The organism is Streptomyces sp. NPDC041122 (assembly GCF_055592445.1).
Window position 1 is genome coordinate 1,070,938 of the sequence record NZ_JBVIYQ010000002.1, and the last position, 14,062, is coordinate 1,084,999.

Consider the following 14,062-nt stretch of genomic DNA (forward strand, 5'->3'; position numbering starts at 1 on the left):
GGGACGGAGCTCCGCACTCACAGCCCGTGGACCCCACCCGTCCCTCGCGGGCTCATGTGCCGCGGGAGGCCGAGGGTCGGCCCGGACCGTCAAGGGCCGGTACGGGCCGTCACGACGCGGTACGCGCCGGCCGGGGTGAGCGGCGACGCGGTGGCACCGGGCCCGGACGATCCGAACCGACGCTCACCGGCCGCCCCGGTGCAGCCGGTCGCCGCCCGCCAGGATCGCCGCCGCCAGCGCGTCCGCGGCCTCCTGTGCGGAGGCCCGCCGCTCGCCGTGCAGCAGGACGAAGTCGACGGAGCCGAGCTCCGGCAGGCCCGCCCGCTCCGGGACACGGACGAGGCCCGGCGGGATCAGGCCCCGCGAGTGCGCCATCACGCCGAGGCCCGCGCGGGCGGCGGCCACCAGGCCGTTGAGGCTGCCGCTCGTACAGGCCACCCGCCACGCGCGGCCCCGCCGCTCCAGCGCCTCGAAGGCGAGGGCGCGGGTGATGCCCGGCGGGGGATAGACGATCAGCGGCACCGGGCGCTCCGGGTCGAGCCGCAGCCGTTCGGAGCCGATCCAGACCAGGTCGTCCCGCCAGACCAGCTCGCCGCGGGTATCCTCCGGGCGCCGCTTGGCCAGCACCAGGTCGAGCCGGCCCGCGTCCAGTTGCTTGTGCAGCGTGCCGGAGAGCTCGACGGTCAGTTCCAGGTCGACGTCGGGGTGGTCGTGGCGGAACGACTCCAGGATGTCGGTGAGCCGGGTCAGGACGAAGTCCTCCGACGCCCCGAACCGCAGCCGCCCGCCGAGCCGTCTGCCGGTGAAGAACGCCGCCGCCTGCTCGTGCGCGGCCAGGATGCGGCGGGCGAAGCCGAGCATCGCCTCGCCGTCCTCGGTGAGCTCCACGCTGTGGGTGTCCCGGGTGAACAGCTGCCGCCCGGCCGCCTCCTCCAGGCGGCGCACGTGCTGGCTGACGGTCGACTGGCGCAGGTTCAGCCGCAGGGCCGCGCGCGTGAAGCTCAGCGTCTGGGCGACCGCGAGGAAGGTGCGGAGCTGCGAGGGGTCGTACACACGGGCCAGCCTAACCCGCTCATCACGGATCACGATGGCAGTCAGTGCGGTGTACGGGATTCCCGATCACCCGGGTCGGGAGGATCATGGGAGGGGCACGTCAGGGCGCCCCCCGGCCGGCCTCGGCGCCCGCACGACCCAGCGCCACCCGTACCACCCGTACCACCCCGCACCGAGAGCATGGAGCGCCGTGAAACGCCTGAAGTGGCCGTCCTGGATGCCGGTCGACCCGTACATCGTGGCGTTGCTCGCGACTGTGGGGCTCGCGGCCCTGCTGCCCGCCCGCGACACCGCCGCCGATGTCGCATCCGGCGCCTCCACCGCGGCCGTCGCCCTGCTCTTCTTCCTCTACGGTGCCCGCCTCTCCACCCGCGAGGCGCTCGACGGGCTGAAGCACTGGCGCCTCCACGTCACCGTCCTGGCCTGCACGTTCGTCGTCTTCCCGCTGCTCGGGCTCGCCGCGAAGGGGCTCGTCCCGTACGTCCTGACGCCCGCGCTCTTCAGCGGTTTCCTCTTTCTCACCCTGGTGCCCTCGACGATCCAGTCGTCCATCGCCTTCACCTCGATGGCCCGCGGCAACGTCCCCGCGGCGATCTGCGCGGGCTCCTTCTCCTCGCTCGCGGGCATCCTGCTCACCCCGCTCCTCGCGGCGGCGCTGCTCGGTGGGAGCGGCGGCGGGTTCTCGGGCGACTCGCTCGTCAAGATCGTGCTGCAACTGCTCGTGCCGTTCCTCGCCGGGCAGTTCCTGCGCCGCTGGGTGGGCGGTTTCGTCACGCGCCACAAGAAGATCCTCGGCTATGTCGACCGCGGCTCGATCCTGCTGGTCGTCTACACGGCGTTCAGCGAGGGCATGGTGCAGGGCATCTGGCACCAGGTCCACCCGGTGCGGCTGCTCGCGCTGCTCGGCGTCGAGGCGGTGCTGCTCGCGGTGATGCTGACGCTGACCTGGTACGGCGCGAAGCGGCTCGGCTTCGGGCGGGCCGACCGGATCGCGATCCAGTTCGCCGGCTCCAAGAAGTCGCTGGCCGCCGGACTGCCCATGGCGAGCGTCCTGTTCGGCGCGGACGCCTCCCTCGCGGTGCTGCCGCTGATGCTCTTCCACCAGATGCAGCTGATGGTCTGCGCGGTCATCGCCAAACGCCGCTCGCGCGATCCGCGGGAGTACGTCAGCGAGCCGCCCCGAGACGCAGCGACACGAACCGCGGTCGGTACAGCGACACGTTCCGGGTGACGTTGGCCTGCGCGGTCGTGGGCGTCGCGTTGAGCCAGTTGACGTCGTAGCTGAGGACGACGCGGCCGTCGCCGCCGAGCGCCGGGTGGACCTGCGGGTTGTACGCGGCGGTCTCCTGCTGCGGGTTGCCGTCGTGCGGGAGCGGTGCCTCGAAGCCCTTGGCGGGGCCGTGCCAGGGGCCGGTCGGGGAGCACGACCAGTACGAGGCGACGGTGGTCAGGCCCTCGGTGCCCGCGGCCATGGTGAACAGGACATACGTGCCGTCGTCCCGCACCACGGTGAACGCGCTGCCCACCCCCTTGCGCTTGCCGTCCCCGAGCACGGACCGCGACGTCACCCCGTGCCCCCACTCCTCGCCGTCCCAGTACTCCCACGCCGAGGCGTCGGCGAGCCTGCCGCGCGGGACGCGTGCCACATGGGCGTGGGAGGAGGGGCGCGCGGCAGCTTGGGCGTCCGTGCCGCCGAAGACGTACGTCCAGCCGTCGTCCTCGACCGTCGTCGTGCCGTACAGGACCCGCTTCTGCGGATCGGCCACCCCTTGCTGGTCGGAGACCTTCACGACGGACTCGACGCGCAGGTCCGGCAGGGAGAGGGTGGCGACCTCGGTGGCGAGCGGGACGCCGTAGATCCACGGGCCCTGGCTCGCCTGCCGGGTCCACAGCAGCACCCGCACGACCTGCTCGTCGGCGCCGGGCGAGCGGGGCTCCACCCGGGCCGCCACCGGCCAGCGCCACTGCTGGGGCGCCGGATCGGGGAAGAGCGGCGCGGCGAGGGTGCGCTGGAGGGTGCCCGAACGGGACATCACCACCGCGGAGTTGCGGACCATCGGGGTGTTCGCGTCGCGCCAGGTGTGCGGCTGGCCCGCCGGGTTGGGCGGCGCGTGGACCTGGCCGAGGAAGGTGTCGGAGAAAAGCCACAGCACCCGCCCGTCCGGCAGCCGCACCGAGTGGGTGCCGTCGCCGCCGGTCCAGTCGTCGGTGCGCGCCGTGTCGTCGCCGTAGCGGGCGAACTCCGCGGTGGCCGCGTCGTCGGCGCTCCAGGAAGTGACCGTGCGGGGCCGGCACGCCGCGTCGCCCTCCCGGTCGTCGTCCGGGAGGGCGATGAGCAGCACGGCCGCGCAGGCCAGGACCAGCAGCAGGACCGGCCAGATCCTGCGCGGCCCCGCGGCGGGACGTTCGCGGGCGGACACGACCGGGACGTTAGTTGCTGCCGCGCACGTGGTCCATGGGGAGGTGGATCACGGTGTCCCGTGTCACAGCGTCCCCTTGAGTTCGCAGGGCTTCCATCCGGTCGTCGTCCAACGCCTCGTCGTACACCCGGACTTCGTCGATGTCCCCGGTGAAGTAGGCGCGGCTGTCCATGCGTTGGCCGACGTGCACGCCGAAGGGGGAGTTGCGGCTGACCGAGCCCGGCACGTCCGGGGCCTCCACCCGCTCCCCGTCGAGGAAGAGCGTCAGGCGCCCGTCGCCGCGGCGCAGTGCGACGTGGTGCCACTGGCCGTCGTTGTACGCGCCGGCCGTGCGCACGGACGCCGACCTCGGGGGCGTGGCGCCCTCGCGCGTGGTGATCAGGCCGGTGACCCGGTTGCTCGCGGGCTCGCCGCGCAGCCACACCTGCGGCTGGTTGGTGCCGATGCCGCCCATCCAGAGCAGCGGCTGCTCACCGGTCGTGGCGGAGTAGCGGAACCACACCGAGGCGGTGAAGTCACTTGTGCCGAGCGGGAGGTGGCGTTGGAACGGCAGGCGCACCGCGTCGTCGCTCCCGTCGAGGGCGAGCGCACGGCCGAACCGCCCCTCGGTCGTGCGGGCCCCGCCGAGCACCGCCGCGGGACGGGCACCCGGCGCCCGGTCGGGGGTCGTCGGGTCGGGGCCGCGGCGCGGCGTGAGCCACTCCTCGGTGAAGCGGGCGAAGCGGATCTCGTCGCGCGCGTCGACGGCGCCGCCCTCGTACAGCAGTCCCACGTGCGCGCCGTCGGCCCGCACCAGGTCGGAGTAGCCCGACCAGTCGGTGGTCACCGTCGTGCCGCGGTCGACGCTGTCCCAGGTGCGGCCGCCGTCGTAGGAGGAGCGGATCTGCATGGTGCGGCGCCGGTCGGGGTCGGCGGGGCAGGCGAGCAGCATCCGCTTGCCGAACTGCAGTGTGGAGCCCTGCACCTGAGGCGTGTAGAGGTCGGGGATCGCACGGAACGGCGCGACGAAGGAGCTCCCGCCGTCGCGGCTGACGGTGTGCGTGCGGTGGCCCAGGTCCGTGCCGTCCTGCTCGCGGCCGCTGACGTAGAGGGTCCCGTCGGGCCGCTCGGTGACGGTCATCTCGGACGGCTTCTGCCGGAAGGTGCCGTCGGCCGGTATCGGGTAGGAGTCCCTGGCGCCGATCTTCCAGCGGTCGCCGCCGTCGTCACTGACGATCAGCGCCGCGTGGTTGGCGGTGACCCGACTGCCGTCCCAGGTCTCGGTGTTGGCGGTGAAGACGAGCCGGCCCGCGTGCCGCCCGCGAGTCAGCTGCAGCCCGTGCACGGGCCCGGTCGCGTACCACGAGTTCCAGTCCTTCGGCAGGATCTGGTCGCTCAGGTCGCGCGGCGCCGACCAGCTGCGGCCGTCGTCGTCGCTGTACTGGAGGTGGGGGGTGCGGTCGCAGGGGACGGTGCAGTTCTGCGCGTCCGTGCGGCCGGTGTTGTACGTCTCGGCGAGGAGGATGCGGCCGGTCCTGCGGTCCACGACGGGGGCGGGGTTGCCGTGGGTGTCGCCCGCGCCCTCGGTGACCACCTGGAGCGGCCCCCAGGTCCGGCCGCCGTCGTGGGACCGCTTGACCACGATGTCTATGTCGCCCGCGTCGCCGCAGTTGTTCACCCGTCCCTCGGCGAAGGCGAGCAGCGTGCCCTTGGCCGTCCGCACCACGGCAGGGATGCGGTAGCAGGCATAACCGGGGTCCTGGGAGGCCCTGAACAGCACCTGCTGTTCGAAGGCCGGTGTCGGCGCGGCCGTCGCCCGCGCCGCCTGCGCCGAGGGCGCGGGCAGCAGGGCGCCGAGGGTGACGGCGGTCAGCAGGGCCGTGGCGGCGCGGAGCGGTCTCAGACGTGCACGGAGGCTCGATGGCATGGTGCGGTCCGCCTTTCGGGGCGACGGCGACTCATGGCGATGAGGGGCCGGGGCGAGGCGCCCCGGTCCCGGACCCGGGATGACGGGCAATCAGATCGTACGGTGATGCGGACATCCTGACATCCCACGTCCCATGTGCGTGGCACAGACGCTACGTGGGGCTCTCGGCCACCCACAAGGAGCAGGCGTCACGGGATCAGGACGACCTTGCCCCGGTTGGTCCGCGCCTCGATCACCGCGTGCGCCTCCGCCGCGTCCGTGAGGGCGAACTCCGCGTGCACCACGGGCCGCAGCGTGCCCGCCGCGTGCAGCTCCCACAGCTCGCGCCGCCACGCCTCGTACAGCCCCGGCCGGCCGCGCGCGATCAGGCCCATCTGGAACCCGATGACGGACTTCGCGCCGACGAGCAGGTCGTACGCGGCCACCGTGCCGCCGCCCGAGCTGTACGCGACGAGCCGGCCGTGCGGGGCGAGGGAGCGGACGGCGGGGGTGAGCAGCTCGCCGCCGACCGCGTCCAGGACGTAGTCCACGGGCTCGCCCCACTCCGCCCGGTCGTACGTGACGACCTCGTCGGCGCCGAGGCCGCGCACGAACTCCGCCTTGGCGGCGTCGGACACGGCCGCCACGACCCGGCCCGCGCCCCGCGCCCGGGCCAGCTGCACGGCGAGGTGGCCGACGCCGCCGGCCGCCGCGGTGACGAGCGCGGACTCGCCGGGTGCGGGGCGGGCCGCTTCGAGGGCGCCGCGTGCGACGAGCCCGGAGCGGACCAGCGCGACCGCGTCGACGGCGCTCGCGCCGTCCGGCACGGGGGAGGCCATCGTGGTGTGCAGCAGGGCGTGGTCGGCGTATCCGTGCCCGAAGACGAGGCCGGTCACCCGGTCGCCCGGCGCGTGAGCGGTGACGCCCTGGCCGAGGGCGACGACCGTGCCGGCGATCTCTCCGCCGAGCGCGATCGGCGGGCGGTCCTCGCGGACCTTGCGGACGACGGGCAAGGTGACGCCGACCGCCTCGACCCGCACCAGGAGCTCGCCGGGCCCCGGCTCGGGGACGGGGGTCTCCTCCAGGAACAGGACCTCGGGTCCACCACTGCGCTCGTACCGAATGCGACGCATCCGACCACCTCCAGACACCGGGGACCGTCCCGGGAACGATCCGCACCAGAAACCGTTGGGAGTCCCAACGAGTTCACGCGTGCTCACGGTAGCCCGCAAATCATGGGGAAGTCCAACGATTACGTGAGGCTTGGCTAGGCTCCTCCCATGGCCACGACACCGTCCGCTCCCAGCACCATCCGCACCCTCCCCAGTTGGCTGCTCGGCCGCGCGGCGGCCCGCGGGCGCGGCCTGGTCGCCGAGGCGCTGGCGCGCGAGGGGCTGAAGATGTGGCACCACGTGGTGCTGTCCGCCGTCGCCGACCTCGGGCCGCTCGCCCAGGCGGAACTCGGCCGGAGCGTCTCGCTCGACCCGAAGGACATGGTCGGCGTCCTCAACGACCTGCAGGCCGAAGGACTGATCGAGCGCGCACCCGACCCCGCGGACCGCCGCAAGAACGCGATCACCATCACCGCGCGCGGCCGCCGGACCGTACGGCGGTGCGCCGAGGCGGCCGAGCAGGCCAACGCCGAACTCCTCGCGCCCCTCTCGGCGGCGGAACGCGAACGGTTCCTCGCGCTGCTGGTCCGGATCTCGGGGGTCGCGCCGCAGGACTGACGCCGGCGCGGGACGTGACGCCGGGGCCGGGGCAGAGGGCCCGGCCGGCGCAGGGGGCGCTCCCCGCCGGCCGGGGCGCCGCCGCCGTGCGGCGGGTGGCCCGGGTCAGTCCTGGGCGGCCGCGGCCTCCAGGGCGACGCGGTGCTCGCCCGCGTACACGTTCATGGAGGAGCCGCGCAGGAAACCGACGAGCGTCAGTCCCGTCTCGGCGGCCAGGTCCACCGCCAGCGAGGACGGCGCGGAGACCGCGGCGAGCACCGGGATGCCCGCCATCACGGCCTTCTGGGCGAGCTCGAAGGAGGCGCGGCCCGAGACGAGCAGGACCGCGCGGGAGAGCGGAAGCCGGCCGTCCTGGAGGGCGCGTCCGACGAGCTTGTCCACGGCGTTGTGCCGCCCCACGTCCTCGCGCAGGTCGAGGAGTTCCCCCTGCTCGTCGAAGAGCGCCGCGGCGTGCAGCCCCCCGGTCCGGTCGAAGACCCGCTGCCGCGCGCGCAGCCGGTCGGGGAGGCTCGCGAGCAGCTCGGTGCCGAGCCGGACCGGGGGAGCGTCGGCTATCGGGAAGCGCGCCGTGGTGCGCACCGCGTCCAGGCTCGCCTTGCCGCACAGGCCGCAGGAGGACGTGGTGTAGACGTTGCGCTCCAGCGTGATGTCGGGGACGACGACGCCCGGAGCGGTCCGCACGTCGACCACGTTGTACGTGTTCACGCCCTCGGTCGTCGCGCCGGCGCAGTACACGATCGACTGGAGCTCGTCCGCGGCGCCGAGCACGCCCTCGCTGACCAGGAACCCGGCCGCGAGCGCGAAGTCGTCACCGGGCGTGCGCATGGTGATGGCCAGCGGCTTGCCGTTGAGCCGGATCTCCAGGGGTTCCTCGGCGACCAGGGTGTCGGGCCGCTCCGAGACGCGCCCGTCCCGGACCCGGATCACCTTGCGTCGCTCAGTGACTCGTCCCATGTGTCGATCAGTCCCGGTTCTGTACGTGCTGGTAGCCGAAGCGGCCCTTGATGCAGAGGTTGCCGTGGGTCACCGGGCTGTCGTGCGGCGAGGTGACCTTCACGATGTCATTGTCCTGCACGTGCAGGGTCAGGCTGCAGCCGACTCCGCAGTAGGCGCAGACCGTCGTCGTCTCGGTCTGCGCCGACTCGTCCCAGGTCCCCGCCGCCCGCATGTCGAACTCCGACTTGAAGCTGAGGGCGCCCGTCGGGCACACCTCGATGCAGTTCCCGCAGTACACGCAGGCCGAGTCGGTCAGCGGCGCGTCGTGCTCGACGGCGATACGGGCGTCGAAGCCGCGGCCCGCCACCGCGATGGCGAAGGTGTTCTGCCACTGCTCGCCGCAGGCGTCGACGCACTTGTAGCAGAGGATGCACTTGTCGTAGTCGCGCACGTACAGGTCGTTGTCGACCCGGGGCTCCTCGGCCAGGCGCGCCGCCTCGGGGCCGAAGCGGTCCGGCTCCGCCTCGTACTCATCGAGCCACCCCGCCACCTTCGGTGTCGTCGACAAGTCGACGGAGGAGGCGAGCAGTTCGAGGACGAGACGGCGGCTGTGCCGGGTGCGCTCGGTGTCGGTGCGGACGGTCATGCCCGGCTCGGCCCGGCGCGAGCAGGCCGGCGCGAGGGTGCGGGCGCCCTCCACCTCGACGACACAGACCCGGCAGGCGTTCTTGGGGGTCAGGGTGTCGCCCTCGCAGAGGGTCGGGACGTTCTTCCCGGCGGCGCGGCAGGCGTCCAGGAGCGTCGCCCCCTCCGGCACCCTGGCTGGCTGTCCGTCCAGGGTGAACTCCACGAGACGTCGGGGCGGTTGAAGAGGAACGGCGGTCATGCGTACGCCCCCAGACGGTCGATGGCGGATTCCACGGCATTCCACGCGGTCTGGCCGAGACCGCAGATCGAGGCGTCCCGCATGGCCCGCCCCACGTCGCGCAGGAGCGCGATGTCGCCGGCCGCCTCGGCGCCGGTCCGCTGAAGCAGCCGGTGCAGGGCCTCCTCCTGGCGGACGGTGCCGACCCGGCAGGGCACGCACTGCCCGCACGACTCGTCCCGGAAGAACTCCGCGATGCGCAGCAGGATCCGGGGGAGCGGCACGGTGTCGTCGAGCGCGAGCACGACACCCGAGCCGAGGGTGGTGCCGGCGGCGCGGGTGCCCTCGAACGTCAGCGGGATGTCCAGCTCGTCGGGGCGCACGAAGCCGCCCGCGGCGCCGCCGAGCAGGACCGCGCGCAGCTGGTCCGGTTTCCCGGCGAGGTCGAGGAGTTCACCGAGCGTGGCCCCGAACGGCAGCTCGTAGACGCCGGGCCGCGCCACGCTGCCGGAGACGCAGAACAGTTTGGGGCCGGTCGACTGCCCGGTGCCGACGGCGGCGTACGCCTGGGCGCCCATCGTCAGGATCGGCAGGACGTTGACGAGGGTCTCCACGTTGTTCTCGGCGGTGGGCCTGCCGAACAGGCCCTTCTCCACGGGGAAGGGCGGCTTGGACCGGGGCTCGCCCCGGTACCCCTCGATGGAGTTGAAGAGGGCGGTCTCCTCGCCGCAGATGTAGGCACCCGCGCCCCGTCTGATCTCGATGTCGAAGGCGTAGCCCTGCCCGAGCACGTCGTCACCGAGCAGACCCCGCGCGCGGGCCCGGTCGATCGCGTGCCGCAGCCGCTGGAGCGCGCGGGGGTACTCGCCGCGCAGGTAGAGGTAGCCCAAGTGGGCGCCGGTCGCGTACCCGGCGATCGTCATGGCCTCGATCAGGGCGTACGGATCGCCCTCCATGAGTACCCGGTCCTTGAAGGTGCCGGGCTCGGACTCGTCGGCGTTGCAGACGAGGTAATGCGGGTGGTCCGGCCGGGCGGCGGTGGCCGCCCACTTCCGGCCGGTGGGGAAGGCGGCGCCGCCCCGGCCGACGAGCCCCGCGTCGGTGACCTCCCGGATGACCTCGGCGGGACCGATGGCGAAGGCGCGGCGCAGGGCGGTGTAGCCGCCGTGGGCGCGGTAGTCGTCGAGGGAGGCGGGATCGACGGCGCCGATCCGGCGCAGGAGCAGCAGGTCGGCGCGCCCTGGGTGGTCCGGGCCCGGGTGACCCGTCTGGGGGACGGAGAGGGCGGCCGGGGGTTCGGCGGGGGCGAGGCCGGGGTCCGTGGCCACGGAGGCGAGGGTCTCGGGTGTGGCCGGGGCGATGGTCGCGGTGGCGTGGGCCTTCTGTCCGCTCCCGCCCCTGCCCGAATCCAGCGGCTCCGCCGCCACGGGGGCGCCGTCCCGGGGACTCTGCCCCAGAGCCCCCGATCGCTTCGCGTGCTCGCCCTCGTACGCCGGACCGGCGGAAGAGGGCGCCCCTGCCCGCACCACCATCGCCGCCGGGGCCCGCTCGCACACCCCCAGACAGGGGCTCGCCTCGACCGCCACCCCCGGCGCGGAGCGCAACCGCTCCGCCACATCGCCGCACAGCGCGGCGCCCCCGCACGCGAGATCCGTGCACACCCGCACCACCGTCGCGGGCCGCGGCCGCACCGAGAAGAGGGAGTAGAACGTGGCCACCCCGTACCCCTCGGCCGGCGGCACCGTCAGCCGCCGGCACAGGTAGTCGAGGCCGCCCTCGCTGATCCACCCCACCCGGTCGTTGAGCGCGTGCAGCCCCGGCAACAGCTGATCGCGCCGGTCCCGTGCCGCCCGGCCGCCCCGCGCCCAGCGAAGCTCCGCGCCGTCGCCCTCCGCGCGCCGGCCGGCGGGGAACTCCCGGGCGGATCCGGGCGGTCCGAGCACGGAGTCGACGGCCGCCCGTTCCTCGTCCGTCGGCTCGCTGTCACCGAAGTGCAGATCCATACGTCACCTCACCTCACGGGTGTGGACAGCTTGTCGATGCGTATCGCCGACGCCTTGAACTCGGCCGTGCCCGCGATCGGGCAGTTCGCCTCGATGGTCAGCCGGTTGGTGTCGACCTCGTCGGGAAAGTGCATGGTCATGAAGGCCAGGCCGGGACGCAGGCCCGGGTCGATCCAGACCGGCGCCGTCACCGTCCCGCGCCGCGAGGAGACCCGGACCTCCTCGCCCGTCACGACGCCGTACCGCTCCGCGTCCCGCGGGCACAGCTCGACGTACTCGCCGCGGCGCAGCGGGGAGGCGAAACTCCCGCTCTGCACCCCGGTGTTGTAGGAGTCCAGACGCCGCCCGGTCGTCAGCCGGATCGGGTACGCCTCGTCGGTGACGTCGACCGGCGGATCGTGCTCGACGAGCCCGAACGGCGCGAGCGGACCGCGCTGCGCCGGATCCGGATCCCACAACCTGCCGTGCAGATAAGGGGGTTCGAGCCCGTTCTCGTCGGGGCAGGGCCACTGGATGCCCCGCAGCGCCTCCAGACGGTCGTACGTCATGCCGTGGTGGTCCGGCGAGACCGACCGCAGCTCGTCCCAGACCGCCCGCGCGTCGGCGTACTTCCAGTCGTGACCGAGCCGCGTGGCGAGGTCGCACAGGACGTCGATGTCCTCACGCGCCTCGCCGGGCGGCCGCACCGCCCTGCGGACCCGCTGCACGCGTCGCTCGCTGTTGGTCGTCGTGCCCTCGGTCTCCGCCCACGCGGCGGTCGCGGGCAGCACCACGTCCGCCAGTTCGGCGGCCCTGGTCAGGAAGATGTCCTGGACGACGAGGAAGTCCAGGGCGCGCAGCCGCCGCACCGCCTGCTCACTGTCCGCCTCGGACTGCGCGGGGTTCTCGCCGATGCAGTAGACGGCCTTGAGGGTGCCCTCGTCCATGGCCTCGAACATCTCGGTGAGGGTCAGCCCGTAGCGGGGCTGGATCACGGTGTTCCAGGCCGACTCGAACTTCCGCCGGGTGTCCGGGTCGCGCGGGTCCTGGAAGCCGGGCAGGCGGTTGGGGATGGCGCCCATGTCGCCGCCGCCCTGCACGTTGTTCTGGCCGCGCAGCGGCTGCAGGCCCGAGCCGTAGCGGCCCACGTGTCCGGTCAGGAGGGACAGGTTGATCAGGGCGCGGACGTTGTCGGTGCCGTTGTGGTGCTCGGTGATGCCGAGCGTCCAGCACAGCTGGGCCCGCTCGGCGCGCGCGTAGGCGTGCGCCAACTCCCGGACGGCCGCCGCCGGTACGCCCGTCACCTGCTCGGCGAGCGTGAGCGTCCACGGCTCGACGAGGGCGGCGTAGGCGTCGTAGCCGGTGGTCGCCCGCTCGATGAACGCGTGGTTGGCCAGGCCCGCGTGGATGATCTCGCGGCCGATCGCGTGCGCCATCGGGATGTCCGTGCCGACGTCCAGGCCGAGCCAGCTCTCGGCCCACTCCGCGGTCTTCGTGCGGCGCGGGTCGACCGCGTACATCCGGGCGCCGTTGTGGATGCCCTTCAGGACGTGCTGGAAGAAGATCGGGTGCGCGAAACGGGCGTTGGAGCCCCACATCACGATCACATCGGTGTGCTCGACCTCTTCGTACGAGGAGGTCCCGCCGCCCGAGGCGAACGCGGCCGACAGCCCGGCGACGCTGGGCGCGTGGCAGGTGCGGTTGCAGGAGTCGACGTTGTTGGTGCCCATCACCACGCGCGCGAACTTCTGCGCCACGTAGTTCATCTCGTTGGTCGCGCGGGCGCAGGAGAACATCCCGAAGGCGCCGCGGGCCCGCTCGAACCCGGCCGCCGTGCGGGTCAGCGCCTCCTCCCAGGTGGCCCGGCGCAGCGGCCGGCCGCGGGCGTCGCGGACCAGCGGGTGGGTGAGGCGGGTGTACGTCTTGGGGGTGCGGGGCCCGGCGGTGCGGGGCCCGGCCCCGCGGGCGTCACGTGTGCTCCCGCGGGTGTCGTCACGTGTGCTCATGCGGCGGTCCTCACTGCGAGCAGGTCCGAGATGGCGTGCACGGTGCGCAGCGTCGGCACCGGGACGCCGGTGATGTCGGCCAGCTCGACGACGGCCGCGAGCAGCACGTCGAGTTCGAGCGGCTTGCCGCGCTCCAGGTCCTGGAGGGTGGACGTGCGGTGGTCGCCGACCCGCTCGGCGCCGGCCAGCCGCCGCTCCACAGAGATGTCCGGCGTGCAGCCGAGTGCGGCGGCGACGGCGAGCGTCTCGTTCATCATGATCTCGATGACCCGCCGGGTGCCGCCGTGCCGGCACATCTCGGCCATGGTGGCGCGGGCCAGCGCGCTGATCGGGTTGAAGGAGATGTTGCCGAGCAGCTTGATCCAGATGTCGCCGCGCAGTTCGGGTTCGACCGGGCACTTGAGGCCGCCCGCCACCATGGCCTCGCTGAACGCCGTGCACCGCGCCGACACGGACCGGTCGGGCTCGCCGACGGAGAAGCGGGTGCCCTCCAAGTGGCGCACGACGCCCGGGCCTTCGAGCTCGGTCGCCGCGTAGACGACGCAGCCGATCGCGCGTTGCGGCGCGAGGACCGCGCTCACCGCGCCGCCCGGGTCGACGCTCTCGACGCGGTGGCCGTCGTGCGGGCCGCCGTGCCGGTGGAAGTACCACCAGGGGATGCCGTTCTGCGCGGCGACGACCGCGGTGCTCTCGTGCAGGAGCGGCTCGATCAGCGGCCCGCACGCCGCGTACGAGTTGGCCTTCAGACCCAGGAAGACGAAGTCGACCGGCCCGATCTGGGCCGGGTCGTCGGTGGCCCGGGCCCGCGCGGTGAAGTCGCCGCGCGGGCTCAGCACCCTGACTCCGTGCCGCCTCATGGCCGCGAGGTGCGGTCCACGGGCGACGAGATGGACGTCGGCGCCCGCGCGGTGCAGCGCGGCTCCGACGTAGGCACCGATCGCACCGGCACCGAGGACTGCGACTTTCACGGTGGGCGCTCCGTTCGGTTGAGGGTCCGAGGAACGTGGCGCGGCGCACGTGTGCCGCGGGACGTGGAGGAGAACGTCTACGAAATATTGTCTACAGTATGGAAGTTAGGCGAACAAGGGTTTCGGCAAGGGTTTGCGCGGCACTGCGTCTGTCGAGCGGGCCGGGCGTGCGCGGACTTCCCGCGGCGTCACGCCTGCGGATGACGCGCACTCGCAC

Annotated in this window: 11 protein-coding genes; 2 read left to right on the top strand and 9 right to left on the bottom strand. The window is 73.4% G+C overall.

The window, feature by feature from the left end:
- Positions 1-183: 183 nt before the first annotated feature.
- Positions 184-1,053: a LysR substrate-binding domain-containing protein gene (locus tag ACZ6B8_RS11040; RefSeq protein WP_471072967.1), complete on the bottom strand. Its 870-nt coding sequence runs from the start codon at positions 1,051-1,053 to the stop codon at positions 184-186.
- Between the two features lie 190 nt (positions 1,054-1,243).
- On the opposite strand from ACZ6B8_RS11040, the gene ACZ6B8_RS11045 reads away from it, so the two are divergent.
- Positions 1,244-2,284, top strand: a complete 1,041-nt coding sequence (locus tag ACZ6B8_RS11045) for a bile acid:sodium symporter family protein (RefSeq protein ID WP_471072965.1) — start codon at positions 1,244-1,246, stop codon at positions 2,282-2,284.
- Here ACZ6B8_RS11045 and ACZ6B8_RS11050 read toward each other — a convergent pair.
- The 3 genes from ACZ6B8_RS11050 to ACZ6B8_RS11060 all read right to left on the bottom strand — a co-directional run bounded on the left by ACZ6B8_RS11050 (position 2,220) and on the right by ACZ6B8_RS11060 (position 6,491).
- Positions 2,220-3,473 (bottom strand): DUF4185 domain-containing protein, encoded by a 1,254-nt coding sequence (locus ACZ6B8_RS11050; protein WP_471072962.1) that lies wholly within the window; start codon positions 3,471-3,473, stop codon positions 2,220-2,222. The genes ACZ6B8_RS11045 and ACZ6B8_RS11050 overlap by 65 nt on opposite strands.
- Positions 3,474-3,483: 10 nt before the next feature.
- Positions 3,484-5,379, bottom strand: coding sequence for an exo-alpha-sialidase (locus tag ACZ6B8_RS11055; protein ID WP_471607006.1), 1,896 nt, complete (start codon positions 5,377-5,379; stop codon positions 3,484-3,486).
- 188 nt (positions 5,380-5,567) lie between these two features.
- Complete coding sequence (locus tag ACZ6B8_RS11060; RefSeq protein WP_471607007.1) at positions 5,568-6,491, bottom strand: quinone oxidoreductase family protein; 924 nt, start codon at positions 6,489-6,491, stop codon at positions 5,568-5,570.
- A gap of 147 nt (positions 6,492-6,638) precedes the next feature.
- On the opposite strand from ACZ6B8_RS11060, the gene ACZ6B8_RS11065 reads away from it, so the two are divergent.
- Positions 6,639-7,088 carry a MarR family winged helix-turn-helix transcriptional regulator gene (locus ACZ6B8_RS11065; RefSeq protein ID WP_471072953.1) on the top strand — a complete coding sequence of 150 codons (450 nt, stop codon included), beginning with the start codon at positions 6,639-6,641 and terminating at the stop codon, positions 7,086-7,088.
- Between the two features lie 105 nt (positions 7,089-7,193).
- Here the strand turns inward: ACZ6B8_RS11065 and fdhD are convergent, their stop codons facing one another.
- From fdhD to ACZ6B8_RS11090, 5 genes are read right to left on the bottom strand one after another with little or no spacing between them, the layout of a single operon-like run.
- Positions 7,194-8,042 carry a formate dehydrogenase accessory sulfurtransferase FdhD gene (gene fdhD / locus ACZ6B8_RS11070; protein WP_471607008.1) on the bottom strand — a complete coding sequence of 283 codons (849 nt, stop codon included), beginning with the start codon at positions 8,040-8,042 and terminating at the stop codon, positions 7,194-7,196.
- A 7-nt stretch (positions 8,043-8,049) separates the two neighbouring features.
- On the bottom strand, positions 8,050-8,910 hold the full coding sequence (locus tag ACZ6B8_RS11075; RefSeq protein ID WP_471607009.1) for a 2Fe-2S iron-sulfur cluster-binding protein: 861 nt from the start codon (positions 8,908-8,910) through the stop codon (positions 8,050-8,052).
- Positions 8,907-10,892: an NADH-ubiquinone oxidoreductase-F iron-sulfur binding region domain-containing protein gene (locus ACZ6B8_RS11080; RefSeq protein WP_471607010.1), complete on the bottom strand. Its 1,986-nt coding sequence runs from the start codon at positions 10,890-10,892 to the stop codon at positions 8,907-8,909. Before ACZ6B8_RS11080 ends, ACZ6B8_RS11075 begins: the two co-directional genes overlap by 4 nt.
- 8 nt (positions 10,893-10,900) lie before the next feature.
- A complete protein-coding gene (locus tag ACZ6B8_RS11085) occupies positions 10,901-12,877 on the bottom strand; it encodes a molybdopterin oxidoreductase family protein (RefSeq protein ID WP_471607011.1) in 1,977 nt (658 codons plus the stop codon).
- Positions 12,874-13,845 (bottom strand): 2-dehydropantoate 2-reductase, encoded by a 972-nt coding sequence (locus ACZ6B8_RS11090; RefSeq protein WP_471607012.1) that lies wholly within the window; start codon positions 13,843-13,845, stop codon positions 12,874-12,876. Before ACZ6B8_RS11090 ends, ACZ6B8_RS11085 begins: the two co-directional genes overlap by 4 nt.
- Between the last annotated feature and the right edge of the window lie 217 nt (positions 13,846-14,062).

Excerpts from the sequence above, each read along its gene's own strand:
- ACZ6B8_RS11075 (WP_471607009.1), bottom strand. The coding sequence starts at position 8,910 with ATGACCGCCGTTCCTCTTCAACCGCCCCGACGTCTCGTGGAGTTCACC.
- ACZ6B8_RS11065 (WP_471072953.1), top strand. The coding sequence starts at position 6,639 with ATGGCCACGACACCGTCCGCTCCCAGCACCATCCGCACCCTCCCCAGT.
- ACZ6B8_RS11080 (WP_471607010.1), bottom strand. The coding sequence starts at position 10,892 with ATGGATCTGCACTTCGGTGACAGCGAGCCGACGGACGAGGAACGGGCG.
- ACZ6B8_RS11055 (WP_471607006.1), bottom strand. The coding sequence starts at position 5,379 with ATGCCATCGAGCCTCCGTGCACGTCTGAGACCGCTCCGCGCCGCCACG.
- fdhD (WP_471607008.1), bottom strand. The coding sequence starts at position 8,042 with ATGGGACGAGTCACTGAGCGACGCAAGGTGATCCGGGTCCGGGACGGG.
- ACZ6B8_RS11085 (WP_471607011.1), bottom strand. The coding sequence starts at position 12,877 with ATGAGCACACGTGACGACACCCGCGGGAGCACACGTGACGCCCGCGGG.
- ACZ6B8_RS11060 (WP_471607007.1), bottom strand. The coding sequence starts at position 6,491 with ATGCGTCGCATTCGGTACGAGCGCAGTGGTGGACCCGAGGTCCTGTTC.